We start from the raw sequence: 19,375 nt of genomic DNA on the forward strand, positions 1-19,375 counted from the left end.
CCCGCCGGGCGTGATCTGGGCGCGGCCACTTCGTGGCCTGATCGCGATCCGGCCACGGGAACGGTGACCTGGACCACACCGTCGAACCGCCATGCGGATCGTCAGAACGGTCAGACACGCGTCCTGCGTGCTCCTCGTCCTGCTGCTGGCCGGCGCCCTGGCCGCGTGCGGCGGCAGCAGCCAGAACGACGCCTCCTCCAGCGGCGCGGGCCGGCCCGCACCCGCCGCCCCCGAACGCGCCGCCGACCGCGACTCCACCGGGAACCGCGGCTCCGGAGGCGGAACCGGGGGAAGCGGCTCGGGCACCGGCGACACCGCGAACCGGCGGGCGACCGCCCAGGAGCCCGTGCCCGCCGCGCGTTCCGTGGTCTACACGGCCGATCTGCGGGTCCGCGCGGGCAACGTCGAGCAGGCCGCGACCCGCGCCAAGCAGCTGGCCACCTCGGCGGGCGGGTACGTGGAGAACGAGTCGTCGGCCAGCGAACCGGCCGGTGCCACCCTCTCCCTGAAGATCCCCGCCGACCGGTACGGCACCGTCCTGAACGACCTCACCGCCCGGCTCGGCAAGAAGCTGTCCCTGCGGCAGCAGGCCGAGGACGTCACCCGGGAGGTCGCCGACGTCGACAGCAGGGTGCGGTCGGCGCAGGCCACGCTCGCCTCGTTCCGCAAGCTCCTCGACCGGGCGAACACGGTCGGCGAGGTCATCAACGTGGAAGAGGAGATCGCGCGGCGGCAGGCCGACCTGGAGTCGCTCCAAGCCCGCCAGAAGGCGCTGCAGCACAGCACCCGGTACGCCACGGTGTCGATCACGCTGGAGGCGCCGGGGAGGCGCGCCGCGCCGGAGAAGCCCGAGGGCGGGTTCGTGGGCGGCCTGAAGAACGGCTGGGACGCCTTCACCGCCTTCATGTCCGGCCTGGCGGCGGTGCTCGGCTGGCTGCTGCCGTTCCTGGCCCTGGCCGCGGCGATCGGCGGCCCGGCCCTGCTCGTCCAGCGCCGGATCAGGGAGCACAGGCCGCCTCGCGCGCCGCGGGGTTCGCGTGTACCGCGGGGTTCCCGCGCGTCGCTGGGCTCGCTGATGGGCTCCGGCCCGGAACCGGCGGAACCTCAGCCCGTCCCGGCCCAGCAGCCCGTCCCGGCCCAGCAGGCCGCCACGCCCGCCGCGCCTCCGGCATCGGCGCCCGACCCGCCGAGTCCGCCCCCGGCCCCGGACGGCCCGAAGCCGCCCGAGTGAACGAGGCCCGGCCCCGCCGGGAACGACGTCAGCGCGCGCTCGCCTCGTGGACCAGGTCCGCGAGGCGGGCCAGCTTGTCGGGGTCGGTGGTCGGCAGCACGCCGTGCCCGAGGTTGAAGACATGGCCCTCGGCGGTGCGGCCCCGCTCCAGCACGTCGCGGGCCCGGCGCTCGATGACCTCCCAGGGGGCGAACAGCAGCGACGGATCGAGGTTGCCCTGCAGCGCCTTGCCCGGCCCGACCCGCAGCACGGCCTCGTCCAGCGGCACCCGCCAGTCGACGCCCACCACGTCGGCGCCGGCCTCGCCCATCAGGCCGAGCAGCTCGCCCGTTCCGACGCCGAAGTGGATCCGGGGCACGCCCAGCGACCCGACCTCGCTGAAGATCCGGCTGGTGTGCGGCAGCACCGAGGCCCGGTAGTCCTCCGGCGCGACCGCGCCCACCCACGAGTCGAAGACCTGGACGGCGCTCGCCCCGGCCGCCACCTGCACCTTCAGGAAGCCGATCGTGATGTCGGACAGCCGCTCCATCAGCTCGGCCCACAGCTCGGGCTCGCCGTACATCAGCGCCTTGGTGCGGTCGTGGTTCTTGGACGGACCGCCCTCGATCAGGTACGAGGCCAGGGTGAACGGCCCGCCCGCGAACCCGATCAGGGGGGTGCCGCCCAGCTCCCCCACCAGCCCGCGGACCGCCTCGGTGACGTAGGGGACGTCGCCGGGCTCCAGCGGGCGCAGCCGCGCCGCCCCCGCCCGGTCGCGGATCGGGTCGGCGATCACCGGGCCCACGCCCGGCTTGATGTCGAGGTCCACGCCGATCGCGCGCAGCGGCACCATGATGTCGCTGAAGAAGATCGCCGCGTCCACCGCGTACCGCCGCACCGGCTGCATCGTGATCTCCACGATCAGGTCCGGGCGGGCGCACGCCTCCAGCATCGCCACGCCCTCGCGGGCCTTGAGGTACTCCGGCAGCGAGCGGCCGGCCTGGCGCATGAACCAGACCGGGGTGTGCGGAACCGGCTCCCGGCGGCACGCCTTCAGGAAGGCGCTCTCCCCGAGCCCGGCGGAGTCCTGCGGAACATCAGCGTCGACAGCCACCCCTCGATGGTCCCACGGTCTCACCGCGGCCCGGCACCGAGGTGAGTGTTCGGCCGCCCCGCGTCCCGCGGTTACGGCGGTGACGGAAGGGAACACTGACACCGGCCGGGACCGCTGGGACCGCCGGGGCCGGGTGCCGCGAAGTTCCGGACACGCCGAGCGAAGTCCCGCATTCTATCACTCCCGCATGCGAACGTGATCCGTGTCATAGCCGAGGGAGGTCCCCCTTGTACTGTTCCGCCTGCGGCGACGAGCGCGAATTCGAGCAGCCGCCCTGTCCGGACGGGCACGGTGCCGACTGCCCCGAGCGGGCCTGCACCGCGTGCGGCACGGCCGTCCTGGTCGACCCGCCGATGCCCGGGGCCGGCCCGGGCCGGCCCGCCCCGCCGCGCACCCCGGCCTCCAGTCCGTCGGCCTCGGCCTCCACTTTGTCCGGCTCCGGCCCGTCCGGCTCCGTCCGGGCCGCGTCCCAGCGGGCCGTGGCCTGACCGGCCCGGCCCCCGAAACGAAACCACCTGTGCTGTGCCTGCATCCCCGTCCTCTACGCCCGTCACCACGCCCTCAGGTCAGGCGTCGTTCCAGCGTGCCCCCGGCACTCCGCCGCACGGGCCGTCCTGCGGGGTCCGCCCGCCGGGGGGCCACGACCGTCCACCGGCCGGTGCGGCCATGAGCCCGGAGGCCCCGGCCCCGGCGCCGTCCCCCGGCCAGGACGGCGCGGACGCGGGCGGCGGAGGGGGCGGCCAAGGCCCCCCGGCCCCCTTCCAGCGGGCCGTCGACACGCTGCACTCCTTCCTGGAGGGCCCGCCGCTGCGGCCCGAGCTCGACCTTGAGGAGATGCCCGCGCCGCAGCGCCTCGCGCCGTACGCCGCCGCGATCTCCGGGTCGGTCTACCGCGACGACGACACCGAGATCGCCATGGGCCGGCTGATCGTCCTGTACGACCCCGAGGGGCGCAGCGGCTGGACCGGCGGGTTCCGCGTGGTCGCCTACATCCGGGCCGACCTGGAGCCGGAGATCGCCGCCGACGAGCTGATCGGCTCGGTGGCGTGGAGCTGGCTGCTGGAGGCGCTGGAACCGGCCGGGTACGCGGGCGAGTCGGGCACGATCACCCGCGCCGTGTCCGAGAGCTTCGGCGACAAGAGCGACGAGCCGTCCACCACCGAGCTGGAGCTGCGCGCCTCCTGGTCGCCGACCGGCGACGACCTGGCCGGGCACATCGCGGCCTGGTGCGAGGTGATGTGCACCACGGCCGGCCTGCCGCCCGCCGGCGTCAGCACGCTGCCCGACCGCCCCGGCGGCGGGACGGGATGAGCGACGTACGGTAGGGGGCGTGGGAAGCACAGCGTCCGAGACCGAGGCGACCGGCGCAGGCGCGCGAGCGCCAGGCCCGCAGGCCGTCCGGCCCGTATCAGCGTCCGAGGAGTCCGCCACGACCGCCCAGCCCACCGACCCAGGGGAGGCGCCCGAGCCGGCGGCTCCCCCGCCGTCCGCACCCCCCGTCCCCGAGGGGCCCCCTCCTACCCCCCTGCTGGAGCCGCGCGAGGGCGTGCCGCCCGTCGTCACCGACGCGGCCGCTTTGGAACGTGTCATCGAGGCGTTCGCCGCCGGCACCGGCCCCGTCGCCGTCGACGCCGAGCGCGCCTCCGGCTACCGGTACGGCCAGCGCGCCTACCTGATCCAGCTGCGCCGCGCCGGGGCGGGCACGGCGCTGGTCGACCCGATCGCCTGCCCCGACCTGTCCGCGCTCGACGAGGCGCTGGCCGGGGCCGAGATGGTCCTGCACGCCGCCAACCAGGACCTGCCGTGCCTGGCCGAGGTCGGTCTGGCGCCCCACCGGCTGTTCGACACCGAGCTGGCCGGGCGGCTGCTCGGCTACCCCCGGGTGGGGCTGGGCTCGATGGTGGAGAACATCCTCGGGTTCACCCTGGAGAAGGGCCATTCGGCGGCCGACTGGTCCACCCGTCCGCTGCCCGACGACTGGCTGCGGTACGCGGCGCTGGACGTCGAGCTGCTGGTGGAGCTGCGGGAGGCGCTGCACGCCCTGCTGAAGCAGGCCGGCAAGCTGGAGTGGGCGCTGGAGGAGTTCGCGGCGATCCTGGCCACGCCGCCGCGCACGCCGCGCCCCGACCCGTGGCGCCGCACGTCCGGCATCCACCGCGTCCGGAACCGGCGGGCGCTGGCGGTGGTCCGCGAGGTGTGGGAGACCCGCGACCGGATCGCCCAGGAGCGCGACCTGTCCCCGGGCCGGGTGCTGCAGGACGCGGCGATCGTGGAGCTGGCGCTGAACACGCCGAAGACCCCGGCCGAGCTGCAGGCCCTCCCGGCGCTGCGCAGCCGCGGCGCCCGCCGCCACCAGTCGGCCTGGCTGCGCGCGGTGTCGCGTGCGCGCGGGCTGCCCGACCGCGGGCTGCCCGAGGCCAACCTGCCCGGCGACGGCCCCCCGCCCGCGCACCGGTGGCCGGAGCGCGACCCGGAGGCCGCCAAGCGGCTCAACGCCGCCCGCACCGTGGTCGCCGCGCTGGCCGACGAGCACACCATGCCGACCGAGAACCTCCTCCAGCCCGACTTCGTGCGCCGGCTGGCGTGGACGCCCCCCGACGAGAGCACGCCGGAGGCGATCAGCGCGGCCCTGCTGACGCTCGGCGCGCGCGCCTGGCAGGTCAACGTCGTCGCCACGCCCCTGGCGAAGGCGCTCCTCCGCCTGGAGTGCAAGGGCGACCTCTGAGACGGCCGCGCCCCGGGACATGGGTCCATGTCCCGGGGCGCGGGGGCTCAGGGCGCGCCGCTCAGTAGGCGGTCTTGCCGCCCATCGCCAGGGCGAGCTTGCGGAACGGCTCGGCCTCGGCCGGACGGCTCTGCCGCTCCAGCGTGCGGGCGAGGGCCTCGTGCGCCCAGGCGTTGCAGGGGTCGAGGTCCAGGAGCCGGCGGAAGGTCGTCTCGGCCCGGGAGAGCTGCGCGGAGTGGAAGTAGGAGCGGGCGAGCAGCTCGATGACGGTCCGGTTGCCGGGCTGCGCGTCCGCGAGGGGCTCGAGGATCCGCGCCGCCTCGGCCGGGTCGCGGAGCTCGAAGTACAGGCGGGCCCTCTCGTAGGTCTCGAAGTGCTGCTCCATCGTCATGCCCCGCCCAACCACGGCCTCCCCCGCTCTATTCCGCCGCCGGGGCCCGGCGGGCGGTCACAGGTCGGGGAGCGGGTCCCTGGGCAGGCTGTCGCGGGCGAATATCTCGGTGTCGGCGGCGTTCACGACCGGCACGTACTCGTCGTCCACCTCGAAGAACGCGCCCGCGAACTCGAAGGAGGCGCCGTTGCCGGTCTCCACCGGGCCGATCCGGGTGCCGCGCGGGTAGGTGCCCCACACGCTGGTGAGCTTGGAGGCGCTCAGCGTCCCGGTGGAGATCACGGCGATCTGCTCGTCGGTCACGACGAAGACGAACCCGGCGCCGCCGCCGTAGGTCATCGCGGGGAAGATGTAGCGGATCTCCCCCTCGATGCCGAGGAACTCGCGGCATCGTTCGCGCAGCGGGCGTGGAACCGGCATGACGTCGGGAACCTCTCCGGGGACGGGCGTCGTCGGATCGCCCCCATCATGCACCGGTTCGTCAGACGGTGGCCAGGGCCGCGGTCGGCGACAGCCGCGCCGCCCGCATCGCCGGGTAGAGCCCGGCGACCGTGCCGATCGCCAGGGTCGCGGCCAGCGCCCCGCCCAGGGCCCACGCCGGGACGACCGGCGGCCAGCCCCGGTAGAGCGCGAACGCCACGGTCACGCCCGTCCCGAGGACGGCCCCCGCGGCCCCGCCCAGCGCCGACAGCAGCAGCGACTCGGCCAGGAACTGCGTCCGCACCTGGCCGCGGGTCGCCCCGAGGGAGCGGCGCAGCCCGATCTCGCGGCGCCGCTCCAGCACCGAGATGACCATCGTGTTGGCCACGCCGACCCCGCCGACCAGCAGCGCGACCGCGCCCAGGCCGAGCAGCAGGTTGGTGAACGCGCCGGCCGCCGCGGCCTTGGCCTCCAGCGCGTCCGAGGGCCGGCTGACCTCGACCTCCTCGGGGTTCTCCGGGTTGACGGTCCGGGCCAGCACCGCCCGCACGTCCTCGACCGCCGCGTCGCCGGACCGCTCGTACACCGTGGTGGGATGGCCGTCGAAGCCCAGGTAGGTCCGGGCGGCGTCCCAGCCGACCAGCGCCGACCGGTCGATCTCCGGGGCCAGCTCGGCGCCGTTCAGGACGCCGAGCACGGTGAACCAGCGGCCGCCGATCCACACCTGCCCGCCGGCCCGGTCGAAGCCGAGCCGCCGCGCCGCCTCCGCGCCCAGGACCACGCCCGGGTAGCGGCCGGTCCCGGCGTTCAGCCAGGTGCCGTGCCGCACGGTCACGTCCAGCGTCCCGAGCAGGTCGGTGGTCGCCGCCTGGACGCCGATGCCGTGGGTGATCTCCGCGGGGATGCGGTCGGTGCGCCGCACCGACGCCTGCACCGTGCCGGTCGCGCCGACCGCGGTGACCGGCCCGATCCGGGAGACCATCTCCGGCGCCGACTCGGGCAGCACGGCCTCCTGGCCGAACAGGGTGTCGCCGGGCCGGGCGGTCAGCAGGTTGGTGCCGAGCCGGTCCAGGCGCCGCAGCAGGTCCTCCTTGCTGGAGGAGGAGATCCCGATGACGGCGACCATCGTGGCGATCCCGATGGCGATGCCCAGCGCGGACAGCACCACCCGGGCGGGCCGGGCGCGCAGCCCGCCCAGTCCGACCCGCAGCACGTCCCGGGCGCCCAGCCGGGCCGGGACGAGCGCCTCCTGCCCCCGGCTCACCGGGTCACCGCCCCGGCCCGCTCGTCGGCGACGATCGCGCCGTCCCGCACCCGGACCCGGCGCGGCGCGCGGGCCGCCACCTCGGCGTCATGGGTGATGATCGCGACGGTGGTCCCGCTCTCATGCAGACCGGCCAGCAGTTCCAGCACCTCGCCGCCGGAGGCGGTGTCGAGGTTCCCGGTGGGCTCGTCGGCCAGCAGCAGGCCGGGCTCGCCGACGACCGCGCGGGCCACCGCGACCCGCTGCTGCTCGCCGCCCGACATCTGGTTCGGCCGGTGCTGGACGCGGTGGCCGAGACCGACCCGGTCGAGGGCGGCCCGCGCCCGCTCCCGCCGCTCGCGCAGCCCCGCGCCGCCGTACAGGATGCCGTCGGCCACGTTGTCGAGCGCGCTCACGCCCACCGCCAGGTGGAACTGCTGGAACACGAACCCGATGTGCCGGGCCCGCAGCGCCGACAGTGCCCGGTCCGACAGCTCGGCGACCTCGTACCCGGCGATGCGGACGCTGCCCTCGCTGGGCCGGTCCAGCGTCCCTATCATGTGCAGCAGCGTGGACTTGCCCGAGCCGGACGGGCCCACGATCGCGGTCATCTCCCCCTGCCCGATCACCAGGTCGACGCCGCGCAGCGCCTCCACGCCGCCGGGGTAGCGCTTGGCGACCCCGGTCAGCTCCACGATCGGCGGTCGCTCACTCACCGGACGGCACCCCGACCTTCATGCCCTCGGCCAGGCCGGCCCCGCCGACCTCGACCCGCCCGCCGCCGAAGGTCCCGGTGGTGACGGGCACGATCCGCCTGGCCGAGCCCTCCACGACCTCCACGCCGAAGCCGCCCTCGCGCAGCGCCAGCAGCGCCTCGATCGGCACCGACAGCACGCCCCGGCGCCGCTCGCTCTCCAACTCCACGGTCACCGGCGCCTGGTCGAGCCGCCCGGTGCCGGCGCCCTGGTCGAGGGTGATCTCCACGTCCACGGTGGTCTTGGGGTTCTGCTCGGTGCCGGTGCTCTCGGCGATCGTGCCGACCGACGCGATCCGTCCCGGGACGACCTTCCCTCCCGGCAGCTCGACCGACACCTTGGCGCCCTTCTCCGCCAGGTCCTGCTTGTCGGCCTCCAGATCAACGTGGACGACGCGCCGCGTACCGGCCACCGTCAGCACCGGCTGCCCGGGGGCCGCCTGCTTGCCCTCAGGGGCCTTGACCTCCTTCACCCGCACGGCCCCGGGGAGGAACACGACCTGGCCAGAGTCGACCTTGCCCGTCTCCTGGAGCCCCCTGTCGTCCTGCCATTCCCTGACGGCCGCGTCCGTGGCCGAGGTGAACTGCTTGTCGACCGTGAGGCCGTCTCCATAGCCGAGGGCCTTCAGGTTGGTCTCCAGCGTCCTCACATCAGCCCCGTCGGAGACACCCGATTGGAGGGTCCGGTACATGGGCGTGCCCCCGTACATCAGCGTCACGGGCTTTCCCTGCACCCGTACCAGGGGGTCGCCCCGCTCGATGGTGGCGCCCTGTGGCGGCGCCCAGGTGACGACCCCCGACGCCCCCGTCCACACCGACTGCTCCCCGTCGAAGGTGAGCGTGCCCTGCACTTTCTCGGTGTCCACCAGGTCGCCCTTGGTGATGGACGCGGTGGACAGCTTCACGTCACCACCCTTGGCCTGCGCCTCGCCGCCGTCCCCCGTCAAAGCAAAGGCGGCACCGCCACCCGCGACCACGGTCACGGCCGCGCCCACGACAAGCGCACGCTTCACCGGCCCCTCCCCGGAAGGTGCTGGCCGCACAGCTCGCGGGCCTTCTCCAGCTGCGCCCGGTCGACGCCCTCCATCACACCCTTCAACCCCTCCCCGGTCGGGTCGGGGATGTTGATGCCGTGGCCGCGCGCGCACTGCGCGAACTTCACCATCTGGTCCTTGACCTTGGGGTCGTTCATGTCGGGCAGCTTCCCGCCGGCCTCCAGGAAGGGGCGGCACTTCTCCATCGCCGCCTGCAGCTTCTCCCGGTCGGTGCCCTTGGCGATCTCCATCCGGAAGTTCGTGCCGCTCTTGGGGTCGGGCACGTCGATGCCGTTCTGCCGCATGCACTGCGCGAACTTCAGCTGCGCGTCCTCGGGGCTGAGCGACTGCGTCGGCGAGGCCGACACCCGCGCCGCCGACGCTCCCCCCGCACTGGCGACACCGCTCCCCTTCTGCTCGTCCCCGCACCCCGCGAGCCCGAACACGACCGGAACGGCAAGGCCCAAGGCCCATGCGCGAATCTTCATGTCGTCCTCTCCACCGGAGGCGACACACCCCCGGCGGACACACATTCGACCCGCCCAGGGGTTAAACCTGGGTTAGTCGCCGGTCAGGCCGTGTGCCAGGGGCGGCGGGGTTTGTTGTGCATGCGGCCTGGGATGCCTGGGCGTTGCTGCCAGGGGCGTGGGCCTGAGGGCCTGCGGTAGTCGACGCCCAGCGCGTCCAGGCGGGCGTAGTGCGCCGCGTTCATCCGGCGCTCGAAGTCGTCGTAGTCGCGCTCGTCCGGGGCGGGCAGGCGGGACCAGGCCACTTCGGCGAGCGCGGCCAGCCGGGGCCACGCCTGGTAGTCGACGCGGGCGCGGTTCTCGGCGACCTCGGTCCACAGGTTGGCCTGGGTGCCGATGACGCGGGCCGCGTGGGGCGTCCCCGCCAGGCTCGGGGGGACGGGCTCGAAGCGGTAGACGTCTTCGAGGGTGTGGACCCAGCCGAAGGGGACGGGCTCCTGGTCGCCGGGGGCTTGGACGTGGTCGAGGTAGACCTCCTGCTGGGGGCACATCACCACGTCGTGGCCGGCCTGGGCGGCGGCGACGCCGCCTCGGTACCAGCGCCAGCACATCACGGCGGCGCCCTCCGCCAGGCCGCCCTCCAGGATCTCGTCCCAGCCGATGAGGCGGCGCCCGCGTTCGGCGAGCCACCGGTCGAAGTGGCGGATCATCCAGGACTGGAGTTCGTCCTCGTCCTTGAGGCCGAGTTCGCGGATGCGCGCCTGGGCGGTGGGCGACGCGCGCCACTGGTCCTTGCGGCATTCGTCGCCGCCGATGTGGACGAACCGGCCGGGGAAGATGTCCAGCACCTCCTCCAGCACGCCCTCGTAGAAGCGCAGCACGGCCTCGGTGGGGGCCAGCACGTTGGGGTTGATGCCCCAGTCGGTCATCACCTCCAGCGAGGCGGTATCGAGGACGTCGGCGTTGCCCAGTTCCGGGTACGCGGCGATGGCCGCCTGCGAGTGGCCCGGCAGGTCGATCTCTGGGACGACCGTGACGTGCCGCTGGGCGGCGTAGGCGACGATCTCGCGCAGGTCGTCGCGGGTGTAGAAGCCGCCGTGCGGGCGCTCGTCCCAGAGGAGGGGCTCGCCCCAGCCCATGCGGGTCCGGCGGCGCCAGGCGCCGACCTCGGTGAGCCTGGGGTACCGCTCGATCTCCACGCGCCACCCCTGGTCGTCGGTGAGGTGGAGGTGCAGCACGTTGAGCTTGTGCGCGGCCAGCAGGTCGATGTAGCGCAGGACGTCGTCCTTGGGCAGGAAGTGGCGCGCGACGTCGAGCATGAAACCCCGCCAGGCGAAGCGCGGCGCGTCCTCGACGGTCACGTAGGGCACCGTGGCCGGTTCCCGCTCGATGGGGGCGCGGCGGAACGCGTCCAGGCCCCGCAGTTGCCTCAGCGTCTGGCGCCCCCAGAAGACCCCGGCGTCGTCACCGCCCGCGATCTCGGCGCCGCCGGACGAGACGGTCAGCCGGTACGCCTCCGGCGCGAGCGACGGGTCGACGCGGGTGCGCACGTCCCCGGTGAACGGCCCGGACTCCCCGTTCCAGTCGATCCGGGACGGGCGGGGGATCAGGTTCGGTTCGGTCGTCATCGGCCCATCCTCGCCCGTCCGCCGCGTACCGGACGGTTCCCGAACGGGGTGGCCTGATCCTGCCAGTTCCCGAGCACGATGGGCCTGTCACCGTCGTCCGAAACGCGCGATCTTGGGGGACATGAGAAGATCACGATTGCTGCCGGCCGTTGTGGCGCTGGGCCTTCTGGTCCCCGCGGGCGCCGCCCAGGCGGGAACGCATCCCTTCCCCGACCGGATCGCCCTCCCGGCCGGCTTCCAGCCCGAGGGCATCGCGATCGGCCCCGGCCCGGTGGCCTACCTGGGGTCGCGCGTGGACGGGCGCATCTACCGCGCCGACCTGCGCACCGGCAGGGGCGGCGTGTTCAGCGCGGGCCCCGGCACCCCCTCCCTCGGCCTCAAGACCGGTGACGGGCTGCTGTACGTCGCGGGCGGCAGCGGCGGCGACGCCCGTGTCATCGACCAGCGCAGCGGGAAGGTGCTGAAGCGGTACGTCCTGAGTACCGCCCCCGCGTTCGTCAACGACGTGGTGCTGACCAGGGACGCCGCCTGGGTGACCGACTCGACCAACAAGGTGCTGTACCGGCTGCCGCGCGGCGTCCACGGCAAGGCCCGCACGCTGCCGCTCACGGGCGAGATCGCCTACCAGACGGGCGTCAACGCCAACGGGATCGCGCAGACCCCCGACCGCAGGTCGCTGCTGATCGTCCAGTCCAACACCGGCACGCTGTTCAAGGTCGACCCCAAGAGCGGTCACACCACGACCGTCGACCTGGGCGGGGAGTCCCTGCCCAACGGCGACGGCATGCTGCTGAACGGCGACACCCTCTTCGTGGTGCAGAACCGCCTCAACGTGGTGGCCGTCCTCAAGGTCGCCCGGGACGGCTCCAAGGCGCGGGTGGTGGAACGCGTCGGCGACGCCAAGTTCGACGTACCGGCGACCGTCGCCCGCTACAAGGACCGCCTCTACCTCCCCAACGCCCGCTTCACCACCACCCCCACCCCCGACACCCCCTACGACGCGGTCTCCATCAGGCGCTGACCGCCGGGCTTATCGGCGTTTAACCCGGGGTCGTGCATGCTGGCCCCGGGTTCGCCAGGGGCCCGGACCGGGAGGGGGCTGGTGTGCGCGTACTGATCGTCGAGGACGAGCGCGTGCTCGCGGACACGATCGCCGAGGGGCTGCGCGAGGAGGCGATCGCCGTCGACGTCGTGTACGACGGCGACGACGCCCTCGAGCGCGCCTCGTACACCGACTACGACGTGGTCGTGCTGGACCGGGACCTGCCGACGGTGCACGGCGACGACGTCTGCCGCGAGCTGGCCGGACGGCATCCCGGCCGGATCCTGATGCTGACCGCGGCCGGGGACGTGGACGAGCGGGTGGACGGCCTGATGCTCGGCGCCGACGACTACCTGCCCAAGCCGTTCGTGTTCCACGAGCTGGTGGCGCGGGTGCGGGCGCTGGCGCGGCGGTCGGGGCGGGCGGTGCCGCCGGTGCTGGAGCGGGCGGGGATCCGCCTGGACCCGCACCGGCGCACGGTCGCCCGCGACGGGCGCGCGCTGCGGCTCACCAGGAAGGAGTTCTCCGTGCTGGAGGAGCTGCTGCGCGCCGACGGCGGGGTGGTGAGCGCGGAGGCGCTGCTGGACCGGGCCTGGGACGAGCACATCGACCCGTTCAGCAACATCGTCCGGGTCACCATGGCCACGCTGCGCAAGAAGCTCGGCGAGCCGCCGGTGATCGAGACGGTGACCGGGTCGGGCTACCGGCTGGAGGCCCGATGACCCGGATGAGCGTGCGGGCCCGGCTGACCCTGGTGTACGGGTCGCTGTTCCTGGTGTCGATCACCGTGCTGGTCGCGGTGAGCTACTTCCTCACCGCGCGGGCCATCGAGGAGCGGTTCAGCGTCAACCCGATGGGCGGGGCGATCCGGCCGGCGCAGGTGGAGCGGATCCTCACCGCGGCCGACCGGGCGCAGGCGGTCGCGATGGCCAAGGCCGAGCTCAACCGGCAGCTGAACGAGCAGAAGGCCGACGTGCTGGCGCAGCTGCTGCAGACCTCGCTGCTCATGCTGCTGGCGTTCGGGGTGGTCGCGGTGCTGATCGGGTACCTGGTGGCGGGGCGGATGCTGCGCCCGCTGCACACCGTCACCGCGACCGCCCGGCGGCTGTCGGAGAGCACCCTGCACGAGCGGATCTCGCTGGACGGGCCGCAGGACGAGATCAAGGACCTGGCCGACACCTTCGACCGGATGCTGGACCGGCTCGGCGGCGCCTTCGACGCGCAGCGGCGGTTCGTCGCCAACGCCTCGCACGAGCTGCGCACCCCGCTGACGATCAACCGGACGGTGCTGGAGGTGGCGCTGGCCAGCCGGAAGAACCCGCCGGAGACCAAGGCGCTGGCCGAGGTGCTGCTGGGCAACACCGCCCGGCACGAGCGGCTGATCGAGGGGCTGCTGCTGCTCGCCCGCTCGGAGCGGGAGCCGCAGGCCCGCACCGCGACGCCGCTGCCGGACGTGGTGCGCAGCGCGCTGGACCAGCTGGAGGAGCCGTCCGGCGAGATCGAGGTGGAGGCCAGGTTGGGGGACGCGGCCGTCGACGGCGATCCGGTGCTGCTGGAGCGCTGCGCGGTGAACCTGCTGGAGAACGCGCTGAAGTACAACGTGCCGGGCGGGAGGGTGTGGGTGCGCACCGGGACCCGGGGCGGGTCGGCGGTCCTGCACGTGGCCAACACCGGCAAGCCCGTCCCGTCCTACGAGGTGGAGCGGATCTTCGAGCCGTTCCGGCGGCTGCGCGCCGACCGGGTGGGGTCGGCGGACGGGGCGGGGCTGGGGCTGTCGATCGTGCGGGCGGTGGTGGAGGCGCACGGGGGCACGGTCGAGACCGTGCCGCGCCCGGACGGCGGCCTGGCGATCACGCTGCGGTTCCCGGTGTCGTCCGCGGAGGCGGCGCCGCCGGGACGGGTCACTGCGGGGCGGAGCTCGGCCCCGGTGCGGGATCCGGTGCCGTAGGGCCGTCCTCTCGGGGCGGCGGCGGATCGACGTCGTCGGGGATGGGCGCGGCGGCCAGTTCCATGCCCGGACGCGGCCGCGCTCCCGGGGTCGCGGGCGGGCGCGACCAGCTGACCCGGCCTTCGGGCGCCGATCCGCGGGGTCCGGCGGCCAGCCACCGGTGCACGACCTTGCCGGTGGCGTTGCGGGGCAGCTCGTCGATGAAGTGCACGTCGCGCGGGACGGCGTACCGGGCCACCTCGTCGTGGACGTGCGCGCGGACGGTGTCGGCGTCCAGGGCCGCGCCGGGCCGCAGCACCAGGTAGGCGGCCAGCCGCTGCCCCCAGGTGGCGTCCGGGAGGCCGATCACGGCGACCTCGTGCACCTGCGGCAGCCGGGTCAGGGCGTCCTCGACGTCGCGCGGCACGATGTTCTCCCCGCCCGAGACCACGATGCCGTCGCGGCGGCCGTCCACGAACAGCAGGCCGCGGTGGTCGATGTGGCCGAGGTCGCCGGTGGCCAGCAGGCCGTCCCGGACCTCCATGGGCTCGCCGCCGGTGTAGCCCTCGAACAGCAGCTCGTTGGCGACGAAGATGTGGCCCATGGTGGAGCGGCCGACCGCGGCGCCGTCCTCGTCCAGGATGGACAGGGAGGTGTTGCGCGGCGGCCGTCCGGCGGTGCGGGGGTCGGCCCGCAGGTCCTTGGGGGTGGCGATGGAGACCCAGGACACCTCGGTGGACCCGTACACGTTGTAGAGCCGGTCGCCGAAGGCGTCCATGAAGCGGGTGGCCAGGTCGCCGGGGAGGGCGGCGCCGCTGAGCGCGACGATGCGCAGGGACGAGGCGTCGTACCGGCCCCGGACCTCCTCGGGCAGCTCCATGATCCGGTGCAGCATCACCGGGACGAGGAACACCGCGGTGTTCCGGTGCGCGGCGATCGAGCGCAGCGTGGCCTCGGGGTCGAAGCGGCGGCGCAGCACGACGGGGGCGCGCAGCCCCCAGGCCATCTGGAGGGCGGCGTACCCCCAGGTGTGGAACAGCGGCGCCTCGATGATCATCGTCTGGCGGGCGCGCAGCGGGATCCGGGAGGCCATCGACGCCAGCGACCAGAGTCCGGGGCGGGGGCGGCGGCGGGCGCCCTTGGGCCGTCCGGTGGTGCCCGAGCTGAGCACGATGGTGCGGCTCTGGACCTGCGGCGGCGCCAGCTTGGGCGCGGGCGCGGAGTGCACGATCTGGTCGAGGGTCGGCCCCGCGTGGCCGGTCGCGGGCGGGGGCGCGGCGAAGGGGCCGGAGCCGGTGGCGGGGCCCGGCGGGCCGCCCTCGGGCCCCGGGGCGTGGTCGGCCCACACCACGGTACGGCGCAGCGCGATCGGCACGGTCGCCAGCAGCGGCGCGAACTCGGCGTCGGCGACGATGAGGTCCATCCGCAGCTCGCCGAGCACGGCCCGCACCTGTCCCGCCCCGAACCCGGTGTTGATCAGGACGACCTCGACGCCGCGCTTGCTGCAGGCCACCAGGGTCTCGACCATGCCGCGGTGGTTGCGGCACAGCACGCCCACGCGGGGGCGCGGGCCGTCCAGGGGCAGCCCGACGGCGAGCCGGGTGCTGCGGTCGTCGAGTTCGGCGAAGGTGAGCATCCCGCGCTCGTCGATGACGGCGGGGCGGTCGGGGACGCGGGCGACGGCGGCGGCCACCAGGCCGGCGAGGGTGGTGCCCCACCGGCGCAGCGCGCCCATCTGCCGGAACGTGCGGAGCGGGCGGCCGTGGGAGACGACCCCGGAACGCAGCACGAGCGCGGTGAGGTCGCGCACGTGCCCGATCCGCCGTCGCGCCCCCGGACGATAGACGGGCCTCGCGTGCACCACCGTGCCCTCCTCCGGTGATTTCCGGCCACGTTACCCACGGGTTCCCCCAGTGGACAAGGGCGCCGCGGGCGGCCTCGCCGGACCTCGCGGGAGTCAGTGGTTACTGACGAGTAGTATTGAGGTTACCGACGAGTAGAGGAGGGCCGAGCCGTGCCCCGTACCGCACGTGACGTCGTGTTCGTCGACGGCGTACGCACGCCGTTCGGCAAGGCGGGCCCCAAGGGCCTGTACGCGGAGACCCGCGCCGACGACCTGGTCGTCCGCGCGATCCGCGAGCTGATGCGCCGCAACCCGTCCCTCCCGCCCGAGCGGGTGGACGAGGTCGCCATCGCCGCCACCACCCAGACCGGCGACCAGGGCCTGACCATCGGCCGGTCCGCCGCCGTGCTGGCCGGGCTGCCCAAGAGCGTCCCCGGATTCGCCATCGACCGGATGTGCGCGGGCGCGATGACCGCCGTGACCACCACCGGAGCGGGCATCTCCTTCGGCTCCTACGACGTGGCCATCGCCGGCGGCGTCGAGCACATGGGCCGCCACCCGATGGGCGAGGGCGTCGACCCCAACCCGCGCTTCCTCGCCGACAAGCTGGTCGACCCGTCCGCGCTGGTCATGGGCTCCACCGCGGAGAACCTGCACGACCGGTTCCCGCAGATCACCAAGGAGCGCGCCGACGCGTACGCGGTGCGCAGCCAGGCGAAGGTCGCCGCCGCCTACGCCGCCGGGAGGATCCAGCCGGACCTGGTGCCGACCGCGATCCGCTCGGTGGAGAAGGGATGGGGCCTGGCCACCGAGGACGAGCCGCCCCGCCCCGGCACCACGATGGAGGGGCTGGCCGGGCTGAAGACCTCGTTCCGGGTCGCCGGGAACGTCACCGCGGGCAACTCCGCCGGGCTCAACGACGGCGCCACCGCCTGCCTGCTGGCCGCCGAGGACGTCGCCCGCGAGCTGGGCCTCACGCCCAGGATGCGGCTGATCGACTTCTCCTTCGCCGGGGTCGAGCCCGAGGTGATGGGCGTCGGCCCGGTGCCCGCCACCGAGCGGCTGCTCGCCCGCAACGCCCTCACCATGGACGACATCGGCCTGATCGAGATCAACGAGGCGTTCGCCGTCCAGGTCCTGGCGTTCCTCGAGCACTTCAAGCTCGCCGACGACGATCCTCGGGTGAACCCGTGGGGCGGCGCGATCGCGCTCGGCCACCCGCTGGCCTCCTCCGGCGTCCGGCTGATGAACCAGCTGGCCCGCCTCTTCGAGGAGCGCACCGACGTCCGGTACGGGCTGACCACCATGTGCGTCGGCATGGGCATGGGCGGCACCGTCCTCTGGGAGAACGCGAACCGGGAGGGCGCCAAGTGACGGGCATCAAGGAACTCTTCGCCGACGAGGTCGTCACGCACGCGCGCGTCCGGGACGTGGCGCTGCCGTACGGCGCCGGCACGCTGGCGCTGATCACCCTCGACAACGGGCACGACCACACCAAGCCCAACACCTTCGGCCCCGCCGGCCTGGCCGAGCTGAACGCCGCGCTGGACGCCGTGGCCGCCCGCGACGACCTCGCCGCGGTCGGCGTGACCGGCAAGCCGTTCATCTTCGCGGTCGGGGCCGACCTCAAGGGCGTGCCGCTGATCCGGGAGCGGGGCGACGCGCACGCCATCGGCAGGCTCGGGCACGAGGTGTTCCGGCGGCTGGGCGAGCTGGAGGTGCCCTCCTTCGCCTACGTCAACGGCGCGGCGATGGGCGGCGGCGTGGAGGTCGCCCTGCACTGCTCGTACCGGACGATCTCCGCGGGCGTCCCGGCGCTGGCGCTGCCGGAGGCGTTCCTGGGCCTGGTGCCCGGCTGGGGCGGCACGTACCTGCTCCCCCGGCTGGTCGGCGCGGAGCGGGCGCTCAAGGTCATCATCGACAACCCGCTCGCCCAGAACCGCATGATCAAGGGCCGGGAGGCCCACGAGCTGGGCCTGGCTGACGCGATCTTCGAGTCGGCCGACTTCCTGGAGGAGTCGCTGGCCTGGACCGCCCGCGTCCTCAACGGCGACATCAGGGTGCAGCGGCCCGCCGTCGACACCGGCAAGGCGTGGGACGACGCGATCGCGCAGGCCCGCTGGACGGTCGAGGGCAAGCTGCACGGCGCCGCGCCGTCGTACACCCGCGCCCTCGACCTGGTGGCCGCCGCCAAGGACCGCACCCGCGACGAGGGCTTCGCCGCCGAGGACGAAGCGCTCGCCGACCTCATCATGAGCGAGGAGCTGCGCGCCGGACTGTACGCCTTCGACCTCACCCAGAAGCGCGCCAAGCGGCCCGCCGGGGCGCCCGCAAGGGAGCTGGCCCGTCAAGTGACCAAGGTCGGCGTGGTCGGGGCGGGCCTGATGGCCTCGCAGCTGGCACTGCTGTTCGCCCGCCGCCTGGAGGTCCCGGTCGTCCTGACCGACCTCGACCAGGACCGCCTGGACAAGGGCGTCGGGTACGCGCACGGCGAGATCGACAAGCTGGTCGCCAAGGGCCGCGTCCCGGCGGACAAGGCCAACCGGCTCAAGTCGCTGATCGGCGGCTCGCTGGCCAAGGACGCCTTCGCCGACGCCGACTTCGTGATCGAGGCCGTGTTCGAGGAGATGTCGGTCAAGCAGAAGGTGTTCGCCGAACTGGAGGAGTACGTCTCCCCCGAGTGCGTGCTGGCGACCAACACCTCCTCGCTGTCGGTCACGGAGATGGCCTCCGGCCTCAAGAACCCCGAGCGGGTCGTGGGCTTCCACTTCTTCAACCCGGTCGCGGTGCTGCCGCTGCTGGAGATCGTGCGCGGCGAGCGGACCGGCGAGGCGGCGCTGGCCACCGCGTTCGCGACCGGCAAGGCGCTGAAGAAGTCGTGCGTGCTGGTCAAGGACGCGCCCGCGTTCGTGGTCAACCGGATCCTGCTGCGGCTGATGGCCGAGATCATCCAGACCGTGGACGAGGGCACCCCGATCGAGACGGCCGAGCGCGCCGCCGCCCCGCTCGGGCTGCCGATGCCGCCGTTCGTGCTGATGGGCCTGGTCGGCCCGGCGATCGCGCTGCACGTGAACGAGACGCTGCACGGCGCGTTCCCCGGCCGCTTCCCGCTGTCGGAGAAGTTCGCCGCCTTCGTCAAGGCCGGGAAGACGGGGGTGTACCGGCCCGACTTCACCCTCGACCCCGAGGCGGTGGAGCTCTTCGGGGGCGGCACGTCGCCGTCCACCGAGGAGGAGGTCCTGGACCGGGCGCTGCGGGCGCTGGCCGAGGAGATCCGGATCATGCTGGACGAGGGCGTGGTGGCCGCCGCGCAGGACATCGACCTGTGCATGATCCTGGGCGCGGGCTGGCCGTTCCACCTGGGCGGCATCACCCCGTACCTGGACCGGACCGGGATCGCGGAGCGGGTGAACGGCGTCCGCTTCCTGGAGCCAGGCGTGGCCTCGCCGCCCCGCTGACACCGGAGGTTCCGCCCGGAGGTCTGCCGCGGATCGCGAACAGGGCGTTCCAGAGTTTTCACTCTGGAACGCCCTTTCCGCGCGTTCCTCCCGAACCATCACGCGCTGGTTTCGGACGG

Annotated in this window: 18 protein-coding genes; 9 read left to right on the top strand and 9 right to left on the bottom strand. The window is 74.0% G+C overall.

The features are described from left to right. Nucleotides 1-91: 91 nt before the first annotated feature. Nucleotides 92-1,231: a DUF4349 domain-containing protein gene (locus ACZ466_RS05355; RefSeq protein WP_378284457.1), complete on the top strand. Its 1,140-nt coding sequence runs from the start codon at nucleotides 92-94 to the stop codon at nucleotides 1,229-1,231. A gap of 28 nt (nucleotides 1,232-1,259) precedes the next feature. Here ACZ466_RS05355 and hemE read toward each other — a convergent pair whose 3' ends face one another. Then, nucleotides 1,260-2,324 (bottom strand): uroporphyrinogen decarboxylase, encoded by a 1,065-nt coding sequence (gene hemE, locus ACZ466_RS05360; protein ID WP_378284456.1) that lies wholly within the window; start codon nucleotides 2,322-2,324, stop codon nucleotides 1,260-1,262. Nucleotides 2,325-2,551: 227 nt separating this feature from the next. On the opposite strand from hemE, the gene ACZ466_RS05365 reads away from it, so the two are divergent. The 3 genes from ACZ466_RS05365 (at nucleotide 2,552) to ACZ466_RS05375 (ending at nucleotide 5,049) form a co-directional block, all read left to right on the top strand. Then, nucleotides 2,552-2,812, top strand: coding sequence for a hypothetical protein (locus ACZ466_RS05365; protein WP_378284455.1), 261 nt, complete (start codon nucleotides 2,552-2,554; stop codon nucleotides 2,810-2,812). Nucleotides 2,813-2,990: 178 nt separating this feature from the next. After that, entirely contained in the window at nucleotides 2,991-3,635 is a 645-nt protein-coding gene (locus tag ACZ466_RS05370) for a DUF3000 domain-containing protein (RefSeq protein WP_378284454.1), read from the top strand. 214 nt (nucleotides 3,636-3,849) lie between these two features. After that, on the top strand, nucleotides 3,850-5,049 hold the full coding sequence (locus tag ACZ466_RS05375) for a ribonuclease D (protein WP_378284484.1): 1,200 nt from the start codon (nucleotides 3,850-3,852) through the stop codon (nucleotides 5,047-5,049). Nucleotides 5,050-5,110: 61 nt separating this feature from the next. On the opposite strand, the gene ACZ466_RS05380 is transcribed toward ACZ466_RS05375, so the two are convergent. The 7 genes from ACZ466_RS05380 to ACZ466_RS05410 form a co-directional block, all read right to left on the bottom strand. Then, nucleotides 5,111-5,440, bottom strand: a complete 330-nt coding sequence (locus tag ACZ466_RS05380) for a tetratricopeptide repeat protein (RefSeq protein ID WP_378284453.1) — start codon at nucleotides 5,438-5,440, stop codon at nucleotides 5,111-5,113. 57 nt (nucleotides 5,441-5,497) lie between these two features. After that, nucleotides 5,498-5,860 carry a hypothetical protein gene (locus ACZ466_RS05385; RefSeq protein WP_378284452.1) on the bottom strand — a complete coding sequence of 121 codons (363 nt, stop codon included), beginning with the start codon at nucleotides 5,858-5,860 and terminating at the stop codon, nucleotides 5,498-5,500. Between the two features lie 61 nt (nucleotides 5,861-5,921). Then, complete coding sequence (locus tag ACZ466_RS05390) at nucleotides 5,922-7,124, bottom strand: ABC transporter permease (protein WP_378284451.1); 1,203 nt, start codon at nucleotides 7,122-7,124, stop codon at nucleotides 5,922-5,924. Beyond that, a complete protein-coding gene (locus tag ACZ466_RS05395; RefSeq protein WP_378284449.1) occupies nucleotides 7,121-7,819 on the bottom strand; it encodes an ABC transporter ATP-binding protein in 699 nt (232 codons plus the stop codon). Before ACZ466_RS05395 ends, ACZ466_RS05390 begins: the two co-directional genes overlap by 4 nt. After that, nucleotides 7,812-8,870 carry a peptidoglycan-binding protein gene (locus tag ACZ466_RS05400; protein ID WP_378284448.1) on the bottom strand — a complete coding sequence of 353 codons (1,059 nt, stop codon included), beginning with the start codon at nucleotides 8,868-8,870 and terminating at the stop codon, nucleotides 7,812-7,814. The genes ACZ466_RS05395 and ACZ466_RS05400 overlap by 8 nt, the downstream gene beginning before the upstream one ends. After that, on the bottom strand, nucleotides 8,867-9,379 hold the full coding sequence (locus ACZ466_RS05405; protein WP_378284447.1) for a hypothetical protein: 513 nt from the start codon (nucleotides 9,377-9,379) through the stop codon (nucleotides 8,867-8,869). The genes ACZ466_RS05400 and ACZ466_RS05405 overlap by 4 nt, the downstream gene beginning before the upstream one ends. Nucleotides 9,380-9,462: 83 nt before the next feature. After that, complete coding sequence (locus ACZ466_RS05410) at nucleotides 9,463-10,986, bottom strand: beta-N-acetylhexosaminidase (protein WP_378284446.1); 1,524 nt, start codon at nucleotides 10,984-10,986, stop codon at nucleotides 9,463-9,465. Between the two features lie 121 nt (nucleotides 10,987-11,107). On the opposite strand from ACZ466_RS05410, the gene ACZ466_RS05415 reads away from it, so the two are divergent. From ACZ466_RS05415 to ACZ466_RS05425, 3 genes are all read left to right on the top strand, one after another. Next, a complete protein-coding gene (locus ACZ466_RS05415; protein WP_378284444.1) occupies nucleotides 11,108-12,007 on the top strand; it encodes an NHL repeat-containing protein in 900 nt (299 codons plus the stop codon). An 83-nt stretch (nucleotides 12,008-12,090) separates the two neighbouring features. After that, a complete protein-coding gene (locus ACZ466_RS05420; RefSeq protein WP_378284443.1) occupies nucleotides 12,091-12,750 on the top strand; it encodes a response regulator transcription factor in 660 nt (219 codons plus the stop codon). Between the two features lie 5 nt (nucleotides 12,751-12,755). Next, complete coding sequence (locus ACZ466_RS05425) at nucleotides 12,756-13,976, top strand: sensor histidine kinase (protein ID WP_417281730.1); 1,221 nt, start codon at nucleotides 12,756-12,758, stop codon at nucleotides 13,974-13,976. On the opposite strand, the gene ACZ466_RS05430 is transcribed toward ACZ466_RS05425, so the two are convergent. Next, nucleotides 13,930-15,819: an AMP-binding protein gene (locus ACZ466_RS05430; protein ID WP_378284441.1), complete on the bottom strand. Its 1,890-nt coding sequence runs from the start codon at nucleotides 15,817-15,819 to the stop codon at nucleotides 13,930-13,932. The genes ACZ466_RS05425 and ACZ466_RS05430 overlap by 47 nt on opposite strands. Nucleotides 15,820-15,969: 150 nt before the next feature. On the opposite strand from ACZ466_RS05430, the gene ACZ466_RS05435 reads away from it, so the two are divergent. After that, on the top strand, nucleotides 15,970-17,172 hold the full coding sequence (locus ACZ466_RS05435; protein WP_378284440.1) for a thiolase family protein: 1,203 nt from the start codon (nucleotides 15,970-15,972) through the stop codon (nucleotides 17,170-17,172). After that, nucleotides 17,169-19,256, top strand: coding sequence for a 3-hydroxyacyl-CoA dehydrogenase NAD-binding domain-containing protein (locus tag ACZ466_RS05440; RefSeq protein ID WP_378284439.1), 2,088 nt, complete (start codon nucleotides 17,169-17,171; stop codon nucleotides 19,254-19,256). The genes ACZ466_RS05435 and ACZ466_RS05440 overlap by 4 nt, the downstream gene beginning before the upstream one ends. The last annotated feature ends 119 nt before the right edge of the window (nucleotides 19,257-19,375 follow it).

The organism is Actinomadura rugatobispora, assembly GCF_055379765.1.

Excerpts from the sequence above, each read along its gene's own strand:
- ACZ466_RS05370 (WP_378284454.1), top strand. The coding sequence starts at position 2,991 with ATGAGCCCGGAGGCCCCGGCCCCGGCGCCGTCCCCCGGCCAGGACGGC.
- ACZ466_RS05405 (WP_378284447.1), bottom strand. The coding sequence starts at position 9,379 with ATGAAGATTCGCGCATGGGCCTTGGGCCTTGCCGTTCCGGTCGTGTTC.
- ACZ466_RS05425 (WP_417281730.1), top strand. The coding sequence starts at position 12,756 with ATGAGCGTGCGGGCCCGGCTGACCCTGGTGTACGGGTCGCTGTTCCTG.
- ACZ466_RS05380 (WP_378284453.1), bottom strand. The coding sequence starts at position 5,440 with ATGACGATGGAGCAGCACTTCGAGACCTACGAGAGGGCCCGCCTGTAC.
- ACZ466_RS05410 (WP_378284446.1), bottom strand. The coding sequence starts at position 10,986 with ATGACGACCGAACCGAACCTGATCCCCCGCCCGTCCCGGATCGACTGG.
- ACZ466_RS05355 (WP_378284457.1), top strand. The coding sequence starts at position 92 with ATGCGGATCGTCAGAACGGTCAGACACGCGTCCTGCGTGCTCCTCGTC.
- ACZ466_RS05415 (WP_378284444.1), top strand. The coding sequence starts at position 11,108 with ATGAGAAGATCACGATTGCTGCCGGCCGTTGTGGCGCTGGGCCTTCTG.
- ACZ466_RS05385 (WP_378284452.1), bottom strand. The coding sequence starts at position 5,860 with ATGCCGGTTCCACGCCCGCTGCGCGAACGATGCCGCGAGTTCCTCGGC.